Here is a 23,442-nt window from a genome sequence, read left to right as displayed (position 1 = left end):
ATTGATGCGAGTTATATACTTATACGATTTTTATGCTTATACGATTGTCATGCTTATGCAATTTCTAATTGATAATGCTGACGCAACTGATTTTTAAAGCTTCTGACGACAGCCAAACACTCTTTTAATAAGTCACGCTCAAGCGCGGTCAAGGTCATTGGGTTGACTTGCCGTGCATGTCTATCATCGGTTGATAGCGCAACGGATAAGCGCTGAGCCATAAAAAACTCCAAGGCTTCTAGCAAAGTATCCGCCCGCTCTTGGGTCAAGGCGCGCGCTTGTACCAAAGCTTTAAGGCGGTTTTTACTACTAGGCACGTCTAAGATATCGTTTTCTAACGCTAAGGTACGAATGCCATGAACCAGTGGAAAGATACCGGCTTTCTTCAGATCAATGTCTTCTGACACGGATTTGCCACCGAGCAAAGGCACGAATTTTTGCCACCACTGATTGACATCACCGAACTGTAGCGCGGCACGTGCAAACTGGCGTACAAACATAGGGTCTGACTGCCTGTGGGCGACCTTTAAATGTTGACGCACCTGAGTCAATAATGACTCATCTCCGCAGACGTATTCGCCATCCAGTATGGCGGATAAATAAATACTATGCATAGGGTTGGTGTTTTTAAACCATAAACCAATCTGAGCATTAAACTGTTTTAGCGGCTGTCGCCACATCGGGTTGGTCATCATGATATTGCCATCGCACAGCGGATAACCGAGGTCTGCTAAATGGTGATTAAAAGTATCCGCAAATTGTGCCAGATCAGGGTGAGTATAGCCATCACGTAAGATGAGCGCATTGTCTTGGTCAGTACGCATAATTTGCTCACCGCGCCCCTCGGAGCCCATCACGATCAGGCAGGTATTTTTCATGACTTCAGCAGGCACGATAAGTTGCCAGAGCTTGGTAAATACCTGTGCATTCAAGGTCTGTACCATACGGCTGATGTTGCCGATTTTGACACCGTTTTGATGTTGTGCGCGAATGTAACGACCGATAAGCTCGACGGCGGTATCTAAGCTCGTTAAGTCTTTTGCTTGCTCGATTTGGATACTAATGAGCTGTGAATGATGACCAATATGCGCAAGCATATCGCTTTGTCCCAGTATACCGACAACATCCCCATTATAATCAATCACTGGTAGCCGATGGATGCGATAGCGGGTCATGGTCAATAGGGCATCGCCAATCTCATCACTGGCTTTGATGGTACGCAGGTTAAAGTTAGCATAGCGCTGGCATGTAGTCGTGGCAGGGTTTTGCTGGTCACTCACGGCGCGGCAAATATCGGTGTCGGTTAAAATACCTAACAGATGACCAGTACCATGTCGCGTTTCTTTCCTATGCTCTAGATGGTTCAATGGACGTACTAGTACATGTTTTAGCCCCGCTTTCGTCATGATAGAAGCGGCTTCGTATAAGCTATTATTGGCATCGACGATATGGACTGGCAATAGATTGACGTCAATGACAGGCTGCAACATGATCTGTTGCACTTCTTGTTGGTCGTTGTAGCTGGCAGGGTCTATGGTTTTATTGTGACGGCGTTGCTGTAATGCTTTTAGCCGTTCGGGCAGCTTATCTGACAGCATTTGACGGACTAGATGGTTTTGGGCGCTGATTTTATCGACGGCGCTACCAGCGACTTGGAGCAGTAACGTATCTTCAGCGGCTCGAAACTGATAGGTTTGTGATGCTCCAGTATTAGGGCTGTTCTCAGTCAATGGTTCAGGCAGACGACGGCTGTCGAACCAGTCGTTATTATTGAGCTGGTCGGAGTGATTACTACCCAAATAAGAGGCCACAAACTCACCGTCAAGCAATTGCTCAATCTGTCCTTTAATGACGACATACAGATACTGCAATTCTTCGGCAGTTAGATGCTCATTTTTGGCAAGGTAGCGAATTTGAGTGTTTTTTCTAATGCTTTGGCGTTCAGCCAGACTCAACACATCAAAGGGCGGCTGGGTAAAATCAAGATGGGGCATGGCATCATCCTTGATGGCATATTTGATAAAAGCCACTTTACTATAGCATTATTAAAGTAAAAAGCCTCTAATAACCACAGTTAAATTGTGGTTATTAGAGGCTAATGTCTCGCTTAATACTTTTAAATATACTGCCTACGCACCCAGTAGTTTACGAATACGGCTGATCGCTTCACGGCTCTCATCGACACTAGCGACAAGCGCAATGCGCACATAACCTTGCCCAGGGTTTTTGCCATTGACTTCACGTGACAGGTAACGCCCAGCCAGTGCATGGATATTGGCCTGCTCGTATAAGGCTTTGACAAATAGTTCATCATCACCATCGAACTGTTTAGGCGCTTTGATCCAAAAGTAAAATCCAGCTTCTGGCATCCGCAATTCTAGTAGCTCACCAAGCTCAGACATCCATAAGGCAAACTTTTCTTGATACAGCGCACGGTTATGCTCAACATGCTTTTCATCCTGCCAAGCCGCGATAGAGGCAAGCTGATGGGGTATTGGCATTGCGCAGCCTTGATAGGTACGATATTGCAAATAAGCCTGCAAGATTTTGGCATCGCCTGCCACAAATCCAGAGCGTAAACCCGGCAAGTTTGAGCGCTTGGACAACGAGTGGAATACCACGCAGTTTTTAAAGTCATGGCGTCCAAAAGCGGCGCAGGCTTGCAATAGACCAATCGGCACCGTATCAAAATATAGCTCGCTATAGCATTCGTCGCTAGCAATAATAAAGTCGTATTGATCTGATAGGCGAATGAGATATTCCCAATCATCCATTGTCATGACCGAACCTGTTGGATTGTTCGGACTACAAACGAATAGTAACTGCGTGCGCATCCATACTTCTTTTGGTACCGCGCGATAGTCACCTTTAAAATCATCGTCTAGTGTACAAGGCACAAAGTAGGGCGTTGCTTGTGCCAGTATCGCCGCACCTTCGTATATCTGATAAAACGGATTGGGCATGACCACGGTAGGAGATAGACTGCTCTCCGGATTCGCTACATCATGATCAACAACCGCTTGTACAAAACTAAAAATCGCCTCGCGCGTGCCCATGACTGGCAATACTTCCGTGTTGGCATCGACATGATTTAAGAAAAATCGCTTTTCTAGCCAATGGGCGATGGTTTGACGTAGCTCAAAAGTACCATTAGTGGTGGGATAACGGCTTATTTTGTCCAAGTTTTCACGTAATACGTCCAGTACAAATTCAGGTGGTTCATGTTTTGGTTCACCAATGCCGAGCTTGATTGCACTGTGGTTATGGGCTGGCGTGCTATTAGCAAGTAACGTTGCCATTTTAGCGAAAGGGTAAGGATGCAGAGAGGTTAAGTTGTGATTCATAAGTAGGGTAACTATAATAGACAATTAATAATAAAGTTATAAAGAAAATTTACATTCAAGCAGTGTAGCACTTCTCTTATTTTTTGTCTTTTGCTTATCATGGCTAATTTATCTCCTCTCAAATAGAGGCTCACAGCAAAATTGTGACGTGATAAGTAAATCTAAGACGTTGGCATAAGTTTGGTGCTTTATAACTGATAATAATATAAAAGTGACTGTCAGCGGTAACGACAGATTATGGTAAGGATAATTTGACATGGCTAGTGTCTCAAAAACTGATGATCTCAATGCCAAAAATATCCAGAATAAAAATTTGGGTAACAGTACGCCGCGCGCAGAGTTATACAAACAATTGAAACAGCGTGAGAATCATTGGTGGCAGGCGCGCCATCATTTGATTCGCCTGCAAGAGCGGCAGATGTTTTGGTTCGGTGACAACAGCTTTATGATGTGGCTACTGTGGCAGTTGGTCAGCTATGTGGTCGTGGCTACGGTACTTATGTTACTTAGTAGGCTATTTAGCATATCGCTACCTTTGTGGCAGTATGTCGCTTTATTTGTGCTACAAACGCTGATTTTCATCATTATGCTGGCTTTCAAAGGTCGATTGGCCAACAACTTGCAACGCCGAATTAATGAACAGGAAGTACTGCGGGAAGAGGCACTAAACGAGATGATTATCTTGGCAGATGACAGTCTCTATCTCGATGTTCATGCCAAAGCACCTATTTCCTTGCAAGCGCTTTATGAGCATTATGATGCCAAGTTCCATCTTTCAAGTTTGCAGTGCTTGCTAAAAAAAGAGGTCGATGCTGGACGATTATTGTTAGGTGAACAACAGGTAGAGGCAAATATCTTGCCACCAGATTTGGCTGATGACGAGCTCAACGCTCATGCCAGCGAGATGATCTATAGAAGTATCCTATAAACTCTGCTATCTATTCCGATAAATTTTTATCATGAAAGTAAGATTTTTACTGTATAAAAAATAGATTGGTGCTAAACGGCATGACCTGCGTATCTATAGTCAGAGCACTTTTAAACCGCTACGGTGTTACCCGCCCTAGATGTACTCAGTGTACTATCTGCGGTCGGTCGCCTTGTAGCGATTCTAAAATTCCTTGACTATAGCACGAATCTACTTTTTACGTTAAAGCGCCAATCCCAATCCACAATATTCGTTACTCGTTAAACTTCTTAATAGACCACACTGCTTAAGTTGCAGCACTATCGCTATGTAAGCTCAGACTCGTTGTCAATGCCGTTTTTAACGTTTCTAGCTTGTCGGCAGATAAAGGCTCGTCATTTTGATCACTGATATAAAACATATCCTCTGCACGCTCGCCTAGTGTGGTAATGCGAGCCGCATGTACCTCAATTTTCTCCTGCAAGAATACTTGTCCCACCCGTGCCAGTAGCCCTGGCTGATCGAGGGTTTCTAAGCTCATAATGTGCTGACCTGATGCTTCATTAAACTCAAAATTAATCACCGTCTTCACCTCAAAATGTCTGAGCTGACGCGGCATTCGTTTATTCGTAAGCTTCAGTACGGTGGGGTCTTTAAAGGCATTGATTAAGCGCTGCTTAAGCTCTTGCTGACTGTCTTCATCAACCAATAATGTGCCACTAGGATCTAGCAGTACATAAGAATCCAACGCAAAATCACGAGTGGCAGTAATGATGCGTGCGTCTAAAACATCTAGATTCATTTGATCAAATACGGCCATAGTGACGGCAAATAGGTTTGTCTGATCTTGGGTGTAAACAAAGACCTGCACAGCATCCAGTGCCAGCTCACGATGCTCTCGTAGTACCACTAATGGTGGACTATCGGCATTAGAGGCAAGTCCAATCGGTGGATGGTTCAAAATGGCTTCGGTATGCCATAAGATATCTTCAGCAATCTCACGCAAGAAGTACTCATCACCTAAGTCATCCCACAGTCTAAGTACCTCACTGCGGTTCATGTGCTGATTATCGACGTTATCCAACATGACCATTGCTTGCTTGTGCGTGGCACTGATCATGTCTTGACGATTGGTTGGCGCATCGATATCAGCACGTAAAATACGACGCGTTTGCGAGTATAACTGTTTCATCAAGGTCGCCCGCCAGCTGTTCCATAACTGTGGATTGGTCGCGTTCATATCGGCGACGGTCAGTACGTACAGATGATTCAGGTGGGTGACGTTGCCAACCAAATCAGCGAAAAGTGTCACCACTTCTGGATCTGAAATGTCTTTTTTCTGCGCGGTCATCGACATCAATAAATGATAGCGGGTCAGCCAACCAACCAAATTGGCATCTGCTTTACTCATGCCATGTGCCAAGCAAAACTCAATCGACTCAGTTTCACCAAGCAAGCTATGATTGCCACCGCGACCTTTCGCAATGTCATGGAACATGGCTGCTAATACTAAAATTTCTTTGCGCTCAATACGCTGAAAGAGGGAACTGACCAGTGGAAAGTCTTCATAAAAATTCGGATCGGTAAAGCGGTGCAAGATGCGGATCAAAAACAACGTATGGGCATCAACGGTATAACGATGGAATAAATCATACTGCATCAGACCGGTGACTTGGGAAAAAGCAGGAATATAATTGCCCAAAACGCCATAGCGATTCATGGTACGCAGGCGATGAAACAAGTAGTTTTGTTCTTTTAAATTGGCCAAAAATAGCGTTTGGTGATTAGGGTTGTCGCGGTAAGTTTGATCGATACCGCGCGCGGCGATTTTTAGTGCTCGTAATGTATGCGTCCGAACGTTTTTGATACCGTACTGACCCATGAGTAAAAACATCTCTAAAATCGACTCAGGATGCTGAGCAAAAACGCGATGATGCGCCATGGCGATTTGGTCGCCAACTTGGTTGAAACGCGCATTAATCGGCTGCTTTTTCGGGCGCTCATCATCAGGTAGATTGGGCTCTATGATTGTCTCATAATAGTGATTGGTCAGCATCTCAGATAGTGTTGATATCTGCATGGCACAGCGATAATAGTCGCGCATAAAGCGCTCAACAGCGGCATTGGGTTGATCATCCGGCTGTGCCTCATAACCCATCAGCTGGGCAATGTCACGTTGATAATCAAACAGTAGCTTGTTTTCGTTACGTCCAGTCAATTCGTGCAAGTAATGCCGTATTTGCCATAAATAACCTTCGGCAAAGCTCAGCTCGTCGAACTCTTTTTCGGTCAAAAAGTTCTGCTGTACCAGATCATAGAGCTTAGTGACCCGAAAATAACGTTTGGTTACCCAGCCGATAATATGAATGTCACGCAGGCCACCAGGCGCTGTTTTGATATTCGGTTCTAGATTATATTCCGTCGCATTATGCTGCAAGTAACGCGCTCTGGCTTCCTCGGTTTTTACCTCAAAAAAAGCGCGCGGCGACCATTGCTTATTGACAATTTGAGCCGGAAAATCTTGTAAAGTATCATTACCAATCAGGAGCCGAGCTTCTAACTGCGCACTAGCAATCGTATGATCAAGCGCAGCTTCCAAAGCATCATTCACGCTACGTACAGAGAGGGCGGGCTCCAGCCCTATATCCCACAACAGCGCCACCAATCGATCGATTTTCCCACTGGCATCAGTGCCAACCTCATCAGGAGAGAGTAGCAAAATATCAATATCTGAATAAAGCGACAGCTCACCGCGACCATAACCACCAGTGGCAAATAATGCCAAATCGGTCTTATCCAGCTCAAACCATTTAAACAAGGCGATGAGTAAGCCATCAATAGCACACGCGCGTGCTGCCACTAATTGACGAATATTGACACCACGCTCAAGCGCGCGGCTGATATCCAAATTTATTTGGGTTAACCATTCAGGAATACCGAGTAGGGTTTTTTCCGTTGCATTCGTCGCCGGTTGCAAGGAGTCGACAGTCGCGGTCTTAGATGAAAATGAAGGGAGCGGTGTCAGATCAATCGATGCGGCATCACAAGTAAACATGAGTGTTATCCCGTTAAGAGTTTAAAAATAAAACATTTCAGCTGAAAAGCGTAGAATCACCAGTGTGCTGGTAGCTGATAAAAGCCACAAATAGAAGTTACTAATATAAGTTATTAAGTCATCAGAGTATAAAGATAAAAAGCGGGTAAGCACAATACTCAATATGACCTAATTATTGGCCAAAAAAAAGACCGCCTAAGCGATCTTTTATGATGTTACTGTGTTAAAAAACTTAAATCTTCTTCAGGGCGGGCAGTAAACACCTCACAGCCATTGTCTGTGACGACCATGGTGTGCTCCCACTGTGCTGATAGCTTACGGTCTTTGGTGATTGCCGTCCATTCATCAGGTAAGATTTTGGTCTGCCACTTACCTTCATTAATCATGGGTTCGATGGTGAAGGTCATACCTGTTTTTAGCTCGAACCCTGTGCCTTTTTTGCCATAGTGCATGACTTGTGGTTCGTGATGGAATTCATTACTGATACCATGCCCACAGAACTCGCGCACGATACTGAAACGCTCAGGCTCGACCACTTCTTGAATCGCAGCACCTACATCGCCTAGGCGTGCGCCATCTTTGACAACACTCATGCCAGCATAGAGGGCATCTTGTGCCACTTTACAGATACGCTTTGCCATAATGGAGCCATTGCCCACGATCCACATTTTTGACGTATCGCCATAATAGCCATCTTTGATAACCGTCACATCGATATTAATGATGTCGCCATCTTTTAGCAGTTTCTTTTCACTTGGGATACCATGACAAACCACATGATTGACCGAGGTGCAGATTGATTTTGGAAAGCCATTGTAGTTGAGAGGCGCTGGGATAGCACCTTGTACATTGACAATATAGTCATGAGCAATTTGATTCAATGCTTCGGTGCTGACGCCCACTTTAACGTGCTCGTCTAACATTACCAGCAAATCGCTAGCAAGTTTACCGGCCACACGCATTTTTTCTATGGCTTCTGGGGACTGGATAAGAGATTTTTTAATCATCATCATCTATCTTATAATTATGGGTTTAATGTGAGTAGATTATACCATAAATGGGTTGATGACAGTTTTACGTTAAGTGATAGCTAACCTATCATTGTGATTGATAATAATTGCTTTACAGCCAAATAAGGGCGGTTATGACTGTTCAGTCACGGTAATATATTCATATTTTGACAAATTAGTTGAATGTTACAGAATATATAAGTAATGTAATTTTGTCTGCTAAAGGGATTAGCAGCAATCTTTTCTCCTTTTGGGAGGTAAAGATAACCAAAATTATTGATGACAAGGATGTTGTTATGACTCTAAAGACCTCTTTTGCTGCAGCTGTTACGCCCAGCGCATTTTTACCTTCACTCGGTGCTATCGCTGCCGGCATCCTCCTGATGACCTTGCAAACCACATCTGCTCAAGCAGCTGGACAGTATTATAACTGTGCCAATGCCAACGGTTGCAAGCTAGTTGATAGTAAGTACTTCACCTCGAGCTACACTAAAACTCAGTATCCGGTCGTCATGGCTCATGGACTTGGTGGCTTCACTACGATGTTTGGGCTCGTTGATTACTTTAATGGAATACCTGGAGAATTGATGAAAGGTGGCTCAGAGGTATATACCACCAAAACATCAGCCGTCAATAACAGTGAGATTCGTGGAGAGCAGCTGCTGCAACAGGTCAAGACCATCACTGCCATTTCAGGCAAATCTAAAGTCAATCTATTTGGGCACAGTCAAGGCGGTATAGACATCCGTTATGTCGCTGGTGTTGCGCCAAAATATGTGGCGTCAGTGACAGCAGTATCAAGTCCAGAGCAAGGGTCAAAAACGGCAGATTTTGTCAAAAACACGCTTGAGCCAAATAACAATACTGGAAGCCCGTCAAACATCACCACAGAGTTAGTATCAGGGCTGTTTAATTTGATTGGTGGCTTTACAGATATCGGCTCTGGTATCAGCTTCTCAGAGATTCAAGAACAAGATGGCTGGCAAACATTGATGGCGCTATCGACCGATGGTGCTGCTCAATTTAACGCTAAATTCCCTGCTGCCATGCCAACCAGTTATTGTGGCCAGCCGACTAGCACTGCTGCCAATGGCATCAAATACTATTCATTTAGTGGTGTTGGACAAATAACGAGCGTACTTGATCCTAGTGATTATATATTGGCAGTAACGGGTGTACCGTTTGCAGGCGAGTCTAATGATGGTTTGGTATCTGCCTGCTCAAGTCGTCTTGGTTATGTGATTCGTGATAATTATAGAATGAATCACTTAGATTCAGCCGATCAAGTGCTAAGTTTGACAGCATGGGGAGAGTCTGAGCCAAAATCTATTTATCGTACTCAGGTTAATCGTCTTAAAAATGCCAACCTTTAAGCTGACTTATAAGATAAGAACTCTCATTTATGTCGAATAATCGCCGTCCAGCCTATTTATCAATCGTTATAATTGCCGTGGTCACCATAGTCGTGACGGCGGCGGTTATTATGTGGTTCAAACCTGATCATACGAGTATGGCTCTAGCGCAACCAGCATCCAATGCTCTGGGCGAGGAGGCTGAGGGTACTCTATCAACTGCGCTGGCGGCGGGTCAAATGCTACCAACGACTGCGACCCAAAGTCAGTCTTTATTTGTCACAGGATTGGAGCGTTTGCCGCGTTCCTTAAAAGGCACGCAAATTGATGGCGAAATCATCATTGATGAAAACAAACAGTTGGTCGTCACTCAAGGGCTACGGCGTTTATTTGATTATTTTTTATCCGCATTAGGAGAGGAGGACGAAGCCGTTATATTTGCGCGTGTTGAGAGTTACATTCGTCATCACACCCCAGAGCCTGCGGCCAGTCAAGCGGTCGCTATATTTGGCAAGTATGTTGCGTATCTCAAAGCACTTCCAGAGATAGAAAAGCGTTATGGCAATCTACAACTACAAGCGACAAAAAGTGGTGAACTGGATTTAAACGCTGTGGCACAGCAACAACAAGATGTGACCAAGCTACGTCAGCAATATTTTGCAAAGGACACCATTAGTGCGTTTTTTGGTACAGAGGATGACTATGATGACTATAGTGTAGAGATGGTCAGAATCAACCAAAACAAACAAACCTCTGAGGCACAAAAAGAAGCCGCCAGACAAGACTATATCAGCCGCTTGCCAGATAGTGTCACCAAAGCTAATATCGTGCAGCAAGCCAACCTTGGTGAGCTTATGGCTCGTACTGAACAAATGAAAGCTCGTGGCGCGACGCCTGAAGCACTATACAATATGCGCCGAGAGCTAGTAGGTGCGCCAGCAGCAAAGAGACTGGCGCAAGTAGACCAAGAGGATGCCAGTTTTGACCAGCGCTTTACTCAATATCAAACACAAAAACAGCGCTTGTTAAGCCAAAGTGCAGATCAAGCTCAAGCGCAAATTCAGGTAAACCAACTTGAGCAGCAGCTATTTGACGATGCTGAGCGTAAACGCTTGTCAGGTTATGCGGCTCTACAAGAGACGAAGACTCAATAAGCGTATTTCATTAACATTAATTAACTTACAGTGATGTAAGAGACAAGTATGCTAAAAGTGCAAATAAGTTATGGTCATTGGGAGAAGGACAGCCCACTATCTATAGCTTTAGTACAATGATATTTGTACTTCATTTGAACCAAAAGTGTTTTAAAACTATTCTAGGAGCTTATATGAAAAACATGACCAAAGCATTGATGACAGGTATTTTAATGGTGACAGTATTGGTAGGTTGCCAATCTATGTCAAGTATGACGGCACCCGCTACTGATCAGCCAAATATAACTGGTACAGACGTTATCTAAAGTGGTGGCTGATAATTTTACTGAAACCCAGATTGATTATTTAAGGTATCAGTAAGCGGCACTAGCAGTCATATGCAGTGCCACATTATAGTTATACGACATAAAAAAACCTCACTATTTAGTGGGGTTTTTTTATGTCAGCGCTCACCTGACACCATAGTCAGAGCACTTTTAAACCGCTAGGGTGTTACCCGTCCTAGATGTACTCAGTGTACTATCTGCGGTCGGTCGCCTTGTAGCGATTCTAAAATTCCTTGACTATAAGGTGTATCATCATTTTAAGCCCACTAAATATATCAATGTACTAATACGCCCTAGCTGCTTTAGACAAGACATCAGTAAGGTATTAGCATCGTTAGTGAATAAGGTCAATAGCAAACATCCGGTCAACTTCGCATTGCAACAAAACCTCCTTCAAGTAACCACTCAATGCATAATGACAGCTCATTGTGAGTCATACAAAATATCGCCATTGTTTAAAACAATGAATAAGACAATAAACGAATCATAATAAAACCAAAATTTTCACTAGGTCTGTAAAGGGTGCATCCAGTGCAAGATTTATAAGTAGTGAAAATTTTAGGTTCAATAAGACGAGGAACTTATATGAAAAGCATGACTAAAGTAATGATGGTAGCTACCTTGGCCGTTGGTACGCTTGCCGCTGGTTGCCAGACTACCGCAAATCTACCTGCTCCAGTTAGTCAGCCAATCACTTCAGATATTTTACAAGCTCATCACTGGCAGCTTGTTGATGCCAAACGCAGCAATGGTGATAAGGTAACTCAGCTGTTTGTTAATCCGGCAAAACCCTTAACTTTGAATTTCATGAATGACAACGGTAGAGATTACGTGGCATTTATGAACACCTGCAACAGCATGAGTGCTGGATATAGCGTTGTCAATGGCAATGTAGAGATCAAAAACGGCATCAGTACTATGATGGCGTGTCCTGAGCCGCAAGCAAGTTTTGATACGGCAACCATGGCAACCGTACAAGGTAAATATAGCATCAATAACAATGCGAACAATGTGCCTATCTTGACTATCCGCAATGACGATCAAGTTGCGTATTTCAAAGCTATTTCTAAATAATTTGATGATTGAGTAAAAAATTAGATATTTCGGCTGAATTTAATAATGCCTCACTAATCAGTGGGGCATTTTTTTATCCAAAATTTAGTCCAGTTTAGGATACACTAGAGTAATGTTTCTGTAATATATTTGATTTTTTTAGAGGGATAGTTTTGACTCTAGGCTCATCACTAGTGGTGCTCACTCTCTAAAACTCTCGACATGTTTATCATTAGGCTTTATTGGACATTACTCTATGCTAAGAACCTCTATGCTAAAAACATCTATGTCAAAACCCGTTATAAATAGACTGACGATAAAAACGCCCATTGCCATTACGCTGTTTGTACTCCTCACAGGCTGTCAGACATTGAACAGCACATCAGTCAATAAGCCTATTAGTACAGTTGAGACCAATCCGTTGACGGCTCGGATGCCTGCGATCGATCGTCAAGGGCGCATAGCCTACGTGGATGAGCAGGGCACAGGTGCCGCAAAAATATCGACACTGTATAGCATCCGTCCTGATGGTAGCGATCGTCAGTTGATTGATCAGTTGAAGGGTTATATCTATGCGCCTGCATGGTCTGCGGACGGTCAGTGGCTTGCTTATAGCAAACAAGCACCACGTCAAAACCCCAAAATTTATATCTATGACAGAAAAAGTAAAACCCAAAGTCTAATCGTTAATGCTGAAGGCAGTAACATGTCCGCGTCGTTCTCACCTGATGGTCAAAAACTCCTCTATAGCTCAACCGTCGGCGGCAACGCAGATATTTATGAGATGCGTCTCAGCGATGGCAATACCAAACAGTTGACTACACTATCAAGCACTGAGGTTCAGCCAAGCTATGCGTCTGATGGCAAAAGCTTTGTCTATACCAGTGATAAAGTCCGTGCTGGACGCCCAAGCATCTATCGCTATGACTTTGCCACTGGCAATGCGATGCCTATGCCGACTAGTGGCTATGTCGCGAGTCCTCAACTTAGTGCAGACGGTCAGCAGTTAGCGTATCTCAACGGTCGCAAGGCTGCGGTTATGACATTGGCTACCCGCCAAACCATCGATCTCGCAGAAACAGGACTTGATGAGCCTGCACGGTTATCACCGTCTGGACAGTATGCAGTTTATCCAATGCGCAGCTCGCAAGTAAGCAGCCAAGGCACTAGAAATATAGGCAGCCTCGTTATCCGCTCGTTATCTGGCAACACAAGCTACAGTATTAATAGTGACGCTGGCGGGATGGTGCGTTCACCGATTTGGGGACGCTAATGGCGAAATCTATGTATTATAGAATAAGATGTCTATATAATTAATAAAGAAACATAAGTTGATTCTATGGCTTAAGTCTTCATGAACATCACATAAATTTTATAAACGGCTCATCAAGATTCTGCGTATCAAAATACTATATATAAACATGCTTTATATACAGATACTGGATTGGGTGAGCAAAAGGAGAAAGTACGTAATGCAAGAGTCGTTTTTGATATTCATCACCAAAATCAGCTTGTACCCGACGATAGTCTTTACAGGATTGGTGATGTTTGTGACCTTGTATTGGATGGTTTCTCTACTTGGTATGGCAGATATGGATACAGTAGATATTGGCGATGCAAGTGGCGAGGGTAGCAATTTGACCTCATCAGGCTTTGTGTCGGGTCTGCTGCTCAAATTCGGTCTATATGGCGTGCCGCTTATCGTTATTCTTAGCCTAATCAGCTTAATTGGTTGGTTATTAAGTTACTTCTATACCAGTTTTTTACATCAAAATTTTGACTCAGGCATCTTATATTACCTATTCGGCACCGGAGCGCTAATCTTTGTATTGGTCATCTCCATGTGGCTGACAGGCATCATTATTTCTCCCATCCGCAACAAAATAGCCAAAATACCTAGACGCAATGCTGCTAGCAATATCGGCAAAATCGCGGTTGTGCGTACCCTTAGTGTCACGGACAAACACGGCGAAGTAGAATTGAATGATGGCGGTGCTGGATTGATACTCAAAATTCGCTCAGACATCAATGATGGCTCGCTGAAACAAGGCGATCGAGTGATGCTGGTGGAGTATTTAGAGGCTGCCAATACCTATCGCGTAACCCCTGTAAAAGACAAGTAACTCTCATCAATGATTTGACCATTATGGCTCTTTATCATTATTTTCAGCACATCATTATCGCTTTTAGCACAGAAAAAACTCATAGAATAAACAGTGATTTAGTCAGAGGTTTTAGAAGAATCTCTGGTTTAGGCATAATATTTTTAGCAATGATTTAAACGGTTTTAAATTTGGTTATAGTCGGTTCAGAATAATGCAGATATAAGAATGGTGCGTGATAGGGCTATAAAGCACACGTGCTATAAAAGGTGTTATAAACAGTAAATTTAACAAACCTGATAGCATATCTGATTTATATAGAATTGATTATGGAATGTTTTAATTAAAGGAATGGATATGGACACACTCATTATCGTCGGCGTGGTTGTAGTGCTGGCGTTTGTTTTTATGATGGTCGCACTACTGATGCTCAAGGCCTTTTACTTTAAGGTCGAGCAGGGCAAAGCACTCATTATCAACGGTGTGAGTAAAATTGCCGTACGTTTTGATGGTGGTTTTGTTTGGCCAGTCATCAACAAAAAAGAGTTGATGAGAATCTCGCTCATTACCTTAGAAGTGGACAGACGCGGTAAAGAAGGTTTGATTTGCGCAGACAACATGCGTGCTGATATCACCGTGGCATTTTATTTACGCGTTAATGAGACCGAAGAGGATGTGCTAAAAGTCGCCAAATCGGTTGGGGTAGAGCGTGCATCAGATAAAGTCGCTGTCAACGAGCTGTTTAATGCTAAGTTCTCTGAAGCCTTAAAAACAGTTGGTAAGCAGATTGATTTCGTCAAACTGTTTGAAAACCGCAGCGAGTTTCGTGACAGTATCGTTCAAGAAATTGGTAACGATCTGAATGGTTATGTCTTAGAAGATGTGGCGATTGATTATTTAGAGCAAACGCCAAAATCGTCATTAGATTCAAGTAATATCTTAGATGCTGAAGGTATCAAAAAGATTACTCAATTAACGGCCTTCCAGAACGTCATCACCAACGAGCTTGAACGTGATGAAGAGCTGGCTGTTAAGAAAAAGAATGTCGAAACCAGAGAAGCGATGTTAGAGCTAGAGCGTCAGCAAGCCGATGCCGAAGCCAAACAGCAACGTGAAATCTCGTCAGTGATTGCACGTGAAACGGCTGAAACCCGCAAGATTGAAGAAGAAGAGCGTAAAAAGTCAGAAACTGCCGTTATCTCGGTTGAGCAGGATTTGGCCATTCAGCGTGAAAATCAGCAGCGCGAAATCGAAGTAGCAGGTCAAAATCGTCTGCGTGCAGTCGTCATCGAAGAAGAAAAAGTGACGCGTGCTCGTGATTTAGAAATTGTCTCTCGTGAGCGTGAAGTTGACTTGCAACGTATCGAGGCTGAACGTGCGATTGAGCTTGAGAAAAAAGAAATCGCCAACGTCATTCGTGAACGTATCGCAGTAGATAAAACGGTCGCGCAAGAAGAAGAGCATATCAAAGAAGTTCGCGAAATTAGCGAGGCTGAGCGTTCTAAGCAAACACGTGTCCTAGCAGCAGAAGCCGATGCCGAAGAAATCAAAGTACGTCAGGTGAAAAAAGCCGAAGCAGAAGAGCTGTCAGCCAAGCATAAAGCCGTCGAAATCACCACGCTTGCCGCTGCTAATCTTGAAGCATCTGCCAAAGATTCAGAAGCCAAAATTAAAATGGCCGAAGGTACCAAAGCAGAAGAGTCAGCACATGGCTTCGCTGAAGCGGCTATCCAAGAAGTCAAAGCGGCGTCTTTGGAAAAAGAAGGCATTGCGAAAGCCAATGTTATCAAAGCGACTGGACAAGCTGAAGCGCAATCAGATCGTGAAAAAGGCATGGCAGATGCTGAGGTTATCGCGGCTCGTGGCGAATCTAAGGCAAAAGCTGAGCGTGATATCGGTATGGTCGATGCAGAAATCATCGCCGCTCGCGGTGAATCTACCGCCAGAGCTGAGCGTGAAAAAGGCATGGCAGATGCTCAAGTCATCGCGGCTCGCGGTGAGTCAAATGCCAAAGCAGAACGCGAAGTTGGATTGGCAAAAGCCGAAGTTACTCGCGCACATTTCCAAGCCGAAGCAGATGGTCTGGTCGAGAAATTCAATGCCATGGGTAGCATGAGCAAAGAGGCACGTGAGCACGAAGAGTTCCGCATGAGCCTTGAGACAGCATTGCAAGAAGCGCTTGCTTCGATTGACGCTGGTAAAGAGATTGCGAAAGAAAATGCTGAAGTATTGGCAGTGGCACTACAAAAAGCCAAAATTGATATTGTTGGTGGCGAAGCGCATTTCTTTGATAACTTTGCCAAGTCACTATCTATCGGCAAAGCCATCGATGGCCTAGCAGGTAAGTCAGATACGTTGAGCGGTATTATCAATGGCGTGATGGCTAGTCAAGCTATGAAAGCAACCAAGCAAAATGATGATAAAACCATTTAATATTAAGACATGTCTTTATAGATTGAAGACACGCGCCAAAATTAATGCATTTCTCCTTTGATAACTAGCCTGTCATTTAGGAGGCACGCTGAATCTAACCAACTCGTTCTATACATCTTCATAGAGCGATAGCCAAGTGCTTCTTTACTTTCAATGATTCTTTATTGCCCAAAATTCTCTTATAGTGGATTCAGTTTAAAAGAGATACAAGGCAACCGAGTGCAGATGTATATGTGATACTTCAAGCGAGGTTAACGCTGTAGCTCTTTTATAAAGGATTGACTATATTATGTAAAAACAGAAACGGACGAGTAACGATGGCGGACACGCAAAACTCAACAAATTCAGACAGCAACGATAACGCTAATCAAGCCAACCAAACCGATCAGGCAGTTGCTTCAGGCAATGCTTATGAGCTCATCAAAAAACGTCTGACCGAACAAGGCAGCCGCTTAGAGCAGCAGACAGCAACGCTAAATAATGCGCGTCTCGAAGAGTTTGGCAGCACCCAAATGCAAGTCATCGCCCGTACTCGTATTCGTACCGAGTACAACTGTGTGGCACAAGACATGGTGCAGGTCGGCGATTATTTGCTGTTTGGCTACAACGTTTTTATGGGGCTCAAACGCGCGAGCAATATTAAGGATGTGTTGTCGTTATATCGTCTGAACGAGCCAGCTGATAATGAAGAAGAGTATCAGCTCGAAGAGGTTGATTTAAAAGGGACGTTTTTGGCTCAAGACGCCTTTGTTCAAGACTTCAATGAGCTATATCGATACTACAAGCAAACACGCCTGATTCAAATAACGGTGAAAGACAGCAAATTGCTGTTGGCGTTTCAGATTGGTGAGCGCATCACTGATATTCGAGTGTTCCGTTTCGCGTTAGATTTTAGCCAAGGCACACCAGAGTCAGCGCAAGTCGCTTATGTGGACAATCGAGGCGAGCGTGATATTGAACTGCCACCTGCTTATGATTTTGACTGGATTGAGACCACACGCGATCAAATGGTGAATGGCAAATATCCCCATATGAATATCTTAGACACGATATTTGTGGAAACGGTCGGTGGTGATTTGACCATTAAGATTGAGGACAATACGCAATCCGGTCAGGGTATCTATAGCGAACCAGTCAATGACCGTACCCAGTCGCTGACGGATGCTGAGATTGCTTATGCCAAAGTGGGCAGTCTAATACTGCTTAAGATATTGCCCTATCGTGAAGAGGACTACCGTTATTTTGTTTATAACACCTTGACCGAAGCGGTGCTGCGTTTGGATGCGATTGGACAGTCGTGTGTTCAGCTACCAGAAGACCACGGCATCATGTTTCCGGGTGGTTATTATCTACAGACAGGTGAGTATAAGCTGTTTGATGCCAATAACGTTGGCGCTACTGACTTACGGTTTAAGCGTAAAATTGTATCGCCAAATGGGGAAGATGTCTTATTCTTATTTTACGACCGAGACTTGGGCGTCACAGGGCTGTTTCCTTATAACTTGATTAAAAAGCAGTTGGCAAATCCTATTTATTGCAACGGTATGGCTTTGGCTGAGAATGGCCGCTTGGTGCTGTTCAGTGACCAAAGTGAGCCATCTCGTATTCATCCGATGCAGATATGGCACACGCCTTATGCCTCACACGAGTATGTGAGTGAGTTGCCAGAGAGCACGAGTTTCTATGGCAAGATTGGCAATAAAGAACTGGTACGTGGTATCTCAGACCTATATAGCATTACTCGCCTGATTGATAATCAAAGCGTGTCACAGAAGCTCTATGAAGAGCTTACCAATAATACCAGCCGACTCTTTGACAGCTATTATTGGTTGTCTGAGCCTGAGCTGAGCGAAGTCGCCAGTAGTATTAAGGAAGTGACGGCAACGGCTGAGCTGATCATTGATGAGTTCGCCAAAGTACAAAGTATCCAGAAACAAACCCAAACCGCGCTAGCCGATGCTGATACTCAGCAAAGTGAGATTTTGCGGCAGATACGCGTCACTAGCTTTGAGTCGGCTAGTGATTATGTCGATCAGCTGTCAGCATTAAGACGCCAAAAAGGCCGTTTGGTCAGCTTAGAAGATTTACGTTATCTAGATGCTGACAAGCTACAAGCATTGCAGACGCAGCTAGAAGAAGCAGAAAGCGAACTGGCCGAAAAGACCGTAATGTTCTTAAGTGGCGAAGAAGCGCTTTCAAGCTACGAAGGCATATTGGTCGATGTCAGTGAGCGCTTAAATACGGCAGAAACCAATGCTGAGCTAAAACCCGTTCTAGAAAAAATCGATGAAACAGCGCAAGGGTTAGATTTATTAACCGAGCTGTTAGGTACATTAGATGTTGCCGATGCCACAGTACGCACGCAAATCATCGATGACATATCGACTATTTATGCCAGCCTAAACCAGAGCAAAGCCAAGCTCAATCATAAGCGCAAAAATCTAGGCTCTGCCGAGGCCGTCGCGCAATTTGGCGCGCAGTTTAAGCTGTTTGGTCAATCGATTGCCAATGCGTTATCGATTGCTAATACCCCTGAGAAATCAGATGAGCAAATGGCAAAGCTATTGGTACAGTTAGAAGAGTTGGAAAGCCAGTTCGCTGATCCAGAAACCAATAGTGGCGATCAGTTTTTAGCCGATATTATCAGCAAGCGTGAAGAGATTTACGAAACCTTTGAAAATCATAAGCAGCAATTGCTTGATGCTCGCAACCGTAAAGCGCAAAACTTAGGTGATGGTGCGCTGCGGATGCTTGAAAGTATTAAAAAACGTACGCAAAGCACTGGCGTCACGGGATTTACAGAAGAGGAAGCGCTGAATACGTATTTTGCCGCTGATGGTCTGGTGCAAAAAGTCCGTAATATCGCAAAAGAGCTGCAAGCGATGGGCTTTAGTGTTAAAGCCGATGACATCGACGCACGCTTAAAAGCCATTCAAATCGAGAGCTATAAGAGTCTAAAAGACAAGTCGGACTTGTTTGAAGATGGTGGTCAGATTATTAAACTGGGCAAGCATCGTTTTTCGGTTAATACTCAGCCATTAGATTTGACCTTATTGAGTCGTCAGCAGTCAGATGGCAAGCGTGTGCTGAATTTGCATCTAACGGGTACCGACTATTATGAAGTGCTCAATAATGCTGAGCTAAACGCCTTGCGCCCGTATTGGGATATGAATATCGCCTCCGAGTCTGACAAGGTGTACCGCGCCGAGTACTTGGCCTATAGCATTATCGAAAGTGCTAAGAGCAGTCAAGATGGCCTAACCGAAGAACGTTTATATCAAGCATACGATGCGACTATCATTACCCTAGATGTTAATGGTGACATTGATAATGACAGTCCATTGTCTAAACTGGTCAAAGCTTACGCCACCCCTCGCTATCAGCTTGGGTATGACAAAGGCATTCATGACCATGATGCCACGCTATTATTGATGCAAATACTACCGACGTTGCGTGAGGCAGGGCTACTGATTTATACCCCGCAAGTACGAGCATTGGCACAATTATTTTATTGGCAGCTAAACATCGTACAAGCGCTTGGTTTAGATAGTCTGCGTCAATTTGGTTATGACAATTGGTTAAATGAGTCAGTGCTGACACGCGCAAATAACTGGACGGATAGAGCCGCGACCGCCGAGCAACTGCGCCGTGCATTGGGCAGTGATACTGCGAAGTCTCTATTGGTCGAAGACATGAGCCAAGTAATGCATCATTTTGTTATGGCTCATAATGATGACAGTCTTAGCGCTGATAACGGTACTGGAATTAATAATGGCACTGGCAAGCAGTTAACATCAAAACCAGAGTCAGATTCAAATACCAGTGATGTTCATAATGCCAACATCTTCAAATCAAGCTACGTTCAGCTTGCTTGTGAATATTTGGTGAGCGTCATGGGGCAGTCGGCTGAATCGAATGCAGGCGCACATAACACAATAAAATGGCAAACCAGCCAACAAGCGCAGCAGTTGTGTGATCAACTAAGCCAAACATTGAATAGCGCTTCAGGCAGCACGCAAAATACGGCCAGTTTTGACCAACTACAATCTTCTATCAGTAAGCTTGGCTTCCAACCCAAATCAGCCTATGAGCTATTAGCCACATGGTTTCATGCACTACTTGATAAGACTTATGGTGGTACGGAGTCGGCTGATGGCACGGATGAGGCAGGCGAGACACTCAGTGAAGAGCAGCTTGCCGAGATTGAAACACAAAACGCGCTACGCAAGCAGCAATTAGAAAGTGGCCGTCATTATGTGCCCGAAGCCATTGCTGTCTTACTTACCCAGTTAAATGATGCTCAGCGTGAAGCCTTGGTGCAACGACTCATTGATTCAGGTGCTAGCTTTGATAAAGGGGCTTTTAATAAAGGGCTAAGTGCTAAAGGATTGGGCAATCAAGGTTTAAACAGTACAGGCGCAAATGCTACGCCATCAGCCTTGTCATTTTCTTCAATCACCTCGTCGGCTACGTCATCGACTACATCATTGACCAGTATTAATAATCCGCTCAATCAAGTGCAGAGCTTTGAACGTAGCACGGGTAAGGTATCGCTTGAGAGTCAGGTTAATAACTTACTGGGTGAGCATGCGCGTATTCATCAGCAGACCTTAACCTTTGCCGTCGATGATTTCTTAAATCGTCTACATCATCATGATACCCAAGTTATCCCTGCCTATAGACGTTATCTGGCCATGCGCTCAGAGATATTGCATGACTCAAAAGAGACGTTGCGACTGGACGAATTTATGCCGCATCCATTGTCCTCGTTTGTACGTAACCGTCTGATTAACGAGAGCTACCTGCCGCTCATCGGTGACAACCTCGCCAAACAGATGGGCACGGTCGGCGAGGATAAGCGTACCGATTTGATGGGTATCCTCATGATGATATCGCCACCAGGGTATGGTAAAACCACCTTGATGGAGTATGTGGCAAACCGTCTCGGACTTATCTTTATGAAGATTAACTGTCCGTCACTCGGTCATGACGTCACCTCATTAGATCCCGAAAAAGCACCTAATGCTACTGCGCGAGAAGAGCTGAATAAAATCAACTTGGCCTTTGAGATGGGCAATAACGTCATGCTGTATCTTGATGATATTCAGCATACGCATGCGGAATTTTTACAGAAGTTTATCTCATTGGGCGATGGCACACGCCGTATCGATGGTGTCTGGCAAGGTAAGACTAAGACTTATGATATGCGTGGCAAAAAGTTCTGCGTGGTCATGGCAGGTAACCCATATACCGAAAGCGGTGAAGCTTTTAAAGTGCCGGACATGCTCGCCAACCGTGCTGATATCTACAACTTAGGCGATATCATGAGTGGCATGGAAGAGGTGTTTGCACTCAGTTATATCGAAAACTCGCTGACCTCTAATACCGTCCTCGCACCAATGGCCAACCGTGACTTAAGCGATGTGCATCGTTTGATTAAAATGGCAAAAACGGACAATGCCAACCTCGCACAAGCACAAAGCAGCGATTTGACGTATCCGTATAGCACCTCAGAAGTTAACGAAATTATCGCCATCTTGCGCCATATGTTTAGGGTGCAAGAAGTCATTCTGGATGTCAACCAAGCCTATATTGCCTCCGCTTCGCAAGATGATAAGTATCGTGTTGAGCCGATATTCAAGCTGCAAGGCAGTTATCGTAATATGAATAAGATGACCGAAAAGCTATCGGCGGTCATGAATGAAAGCGAGCTGAACCAGCTGATAGACGATCATTATCTGGGCGAGTCGCAGCTATTGACCCAAGGCGCAGAGAGTAACTTGCTCAAGCTTGGCGAGATGCGCGGTGTCTTGACCGAAGCAGAAATGCAGCGTTGGGCGCAAATCAAAGCCGACTTTTTACGTAACAAAGCCATGGGCGGTGAAGATGGCGATACGGGCGCACGTATCGTTGCCCAGTTGGTCGACTTGGCCAGTGGCTTCAATGCCATCAGTAGCCAGTTTGAGACATACTTAACGAAAAACGATCCAGAGCAAATCGCTCGCTTACGAGAAGCAGGACAGCAAGCGCAACTCGATGCCCAGCTAAACGCCCAATTAGAAGCACAAAAAATACTTGCCGATAGCGTCGTTAATAATGCCAAAGTCGTCAGCGACAGTATCGATAATGGCTTTGAAAAAAGCGTGAGCCAATTGCTGCAAATATATAAGCATGATCACAATGCTGGAAAGGCAGAAGGCGAGTATCTTAAGCAAAATCAAGACGTACAAAAAGCACTGATGGTGCAGCTGGTCAATGCCGTTGAACAACTGGCACAGAAAATGGCGGATAGCTTGTCTAGTAGTTTAACTGAGACCCTAGCTAAGAGTGATGAGAATCAAACAGCCGATAGCGATATCCCTGATATTCATCAGCAAACGGCACTGATGGCAACTGCCCTCAAGCAAGCGTTAGAGCCATTGACGATGCGGATGGATGAAAAGCTGGCGATTGATACCAGCACCGATCAATCTGGTAAGTTAATCGTCAATAGCCTTAACAGACTTAATAAAATCTTTGATGACTATGATTAATTACTACTGATTAACAACTAATGATTGATTATTAACGCTTATGAGCAATGCTGATGATTAGCATCTATGAATAGCACTATAAATAGGGCTTATGATTAAGAGACAATGGTAATATAGTCGACAACAGCTACTTTGGATACAATGACGGCGAGTAAGAGCGCTACAAACAGTAG

13 protein-coding genes are annotated in these 23,442 nt (G+C 44.2%); 9 read left to right on the top strand and 4 right to left on the bottom strand.

Features of this window, described 5'->3' with window-relative positions:
- Positions 1-53: 53 nt before the first annotated feature.
- Both IOD06_RS12995 and dapC read right to left on the bottom strand, forming a co-directional pair.
- Positions 54-1,994 (bottom strand): DUF294 nucleotidyltransferase-like domain-containing protein, encoded by a 1,941-nt coding sequence (locus IOD06_RS12995; protein WP_194621208.1) that lies wholly within the window; start codon positions 1,992-1,994, stop codon positions 54-56.
- A 135-nt stretch (positions 1,995-2,129) separates the two neighbouring features.
- A complete protein-coding gene (gene dapC, locus IOD06_RS12990; RefSeq protein WP_194621207.1) occupies positions 2,130-3,344 on the bottom strand; it encodes a succinyldiaminopimelate transaminase in 1,215 nt (404 codons plus the stop codon).
- 256 nt (positions 3,345-3,600) lie between these two features.
- On the opposite strand from dapC, the gene IOD06_RS12985 reads away from it, so the two are divergent.
- Positions 3,601-4,272, top strand: coding sequence for a hypothetical protein (locus IOD06_RS12985; protein WP_010196520.1), 672 nt, complete (start codon positions 3,601-3,603; stop codon positions 4,270-4,272).
- A 286-nt stretch (positions 4,273-4,558) separates the two neighbouring features.
- On the opposite strand, the gene glnD is transcribed toward IOD06_RS12985, so the two are convergent.
- Together glnD and map are read right to left on the bottom strand one after the other, a co-directional pair.
- On the bottom strand, positions 4,559-7,306 hold the full coding sequence (gene glnD / locus IOD06_RS12980; RefSeq protein WP_194621206.1) for a [protein-PII] uridylyltransferase: 2,748 nt from the start codon (positions 7,304-7,306) through the stop codon (positions 4,559-4,561).
- Between the two features lie 215 nt (positions 7,307-7,521).
- The gene (gene map / locus IOD06_RS12975; protein ID WP_189586849.1) at positions 7,522-8,316 is read right to left on the bottom strand and encodes a type I methionyl aminopeptidase; all 795 of its coding nucleotides are present in this window, start codon (positions 8,314-8,316) and stop codon (positions 7,522-7,524) included.
- Positions 8,317-8,612: 296 nt separating this feature from the next.
- On the opposite strand from map, the gene IOD06_RS12970 reads away from it, so the two are divergent.
- The 8 genes from IOD06_RS12970 (at position 8,613) to IOD06_RS12940 (ending at position 23,269) form a co-directional block, all read left to right on the top strand.
- Positions 8,613-9,689 carry a triacylglycerol lipase gene (locus tag IOD06_RS12970; RefSeq protein WP_010196527.1) on the top strand — a complete coding sequence of 359 codons (1,077 nt, stop codon included), beginning with the start codon at positions 8,613-8,615 and terminating at the stop codon, positions 9,687-9,689.
- A 29-nt stretch (positions 9,690-9,718) separates the two neighbouring features.
- Positions 9,719-10,822, top strand: coding sequence for a lipase secretion chaperone (locus IOD06_RS12965; RefSeq protein ID WP_194621205.1), 1,104 nt, complete (start codon positions 9,719-9,721; stop codon positions 10,820-10,822).
- 173 nt (positions 10,823-10,995) lie between these two features.
- Positions 10,996-11,127 (top strand): hypothetical protein, encoded by a 132-nt coding sequence (locus tag IOD06_RS13765; RefSeq protein WP_264623034.1) that lies wholly within the window; start codon positions 10,996-10,998, stop codon positions 11,125-11,127.
- 606 nt (positions 11,128-11,733) lie between these two features.
- A complete protein-coding gene (locus tag IOD06_RS12960) occupies positions 11,734-12,222 on the top strand; it encodes an META domain-containing protein (protein WP_194621204.1) in 489 nt (162 codons plus the stop codon).
- 250 nt (positions 12,223-12,472) lie between these two features.
- Entirely contained in the window at positions 12,473-13,474 is a 1,002-nt protein-coding gene (locus IOD06_RS12955; RefSeq protein WP_194621203.1) for a PD40 domain-containing protein, read from the top strand.
- A gap of 199 nt (positions 13,475-13,673) precedes the next feature.
- Positions 13,674-14,324 (top strand): DUF1449 domain-containing protein, encoded by a 651-nt coding sequence (locus tag IOD06_RS12950; RefSeq protein WP_189586854.1) that lies wholly within the window; start codon positions 13,674-13,676, stop codon positions 14,322-14,324.
- Between the two features lie 336 nt (positions 14,325-14,660).
- Complete coding sequence (locus tag IOD06_RS12945) at positions 14,661-16,736, top strand: flotillin family protein (RefSeq protein WP_194621202.1); 2,076 nt, start codon at positions 14,661-14,663, stop codon at positions 16,734-16,736.
- A gap of 317 nt (positions 16,737-17,053) precedes the next feature.
- A complete protein-coding gene (locus IOD06_RS12940; protein ID WP_194621201.1) occupies positions 17,054-23,269 on the top strand; it encodes a DNA repair ATPase in 6,216 nt (2,071 codons plus the stop codon).
- Positions 23,270-23,442: the final 173 nt, after the last annotated feature.

This window comes from Psychrobacter sp. N25K4-3-2 (genome assembly GCF_015351755.1).
In the GTDB taxonomy this organism is placed as follows: Bacteria; Pseudomonadota; Gammaproteobacteria; order Pseudomonadales; family Moraxellaceae; genus Psychrobacter; species Psychrobacter glaciei.
The sequence above is the reverse complement of the archived record's forward strand: the minus strand, read 5'-3'. Positions and strand labels throughout refer to the sequence as shown.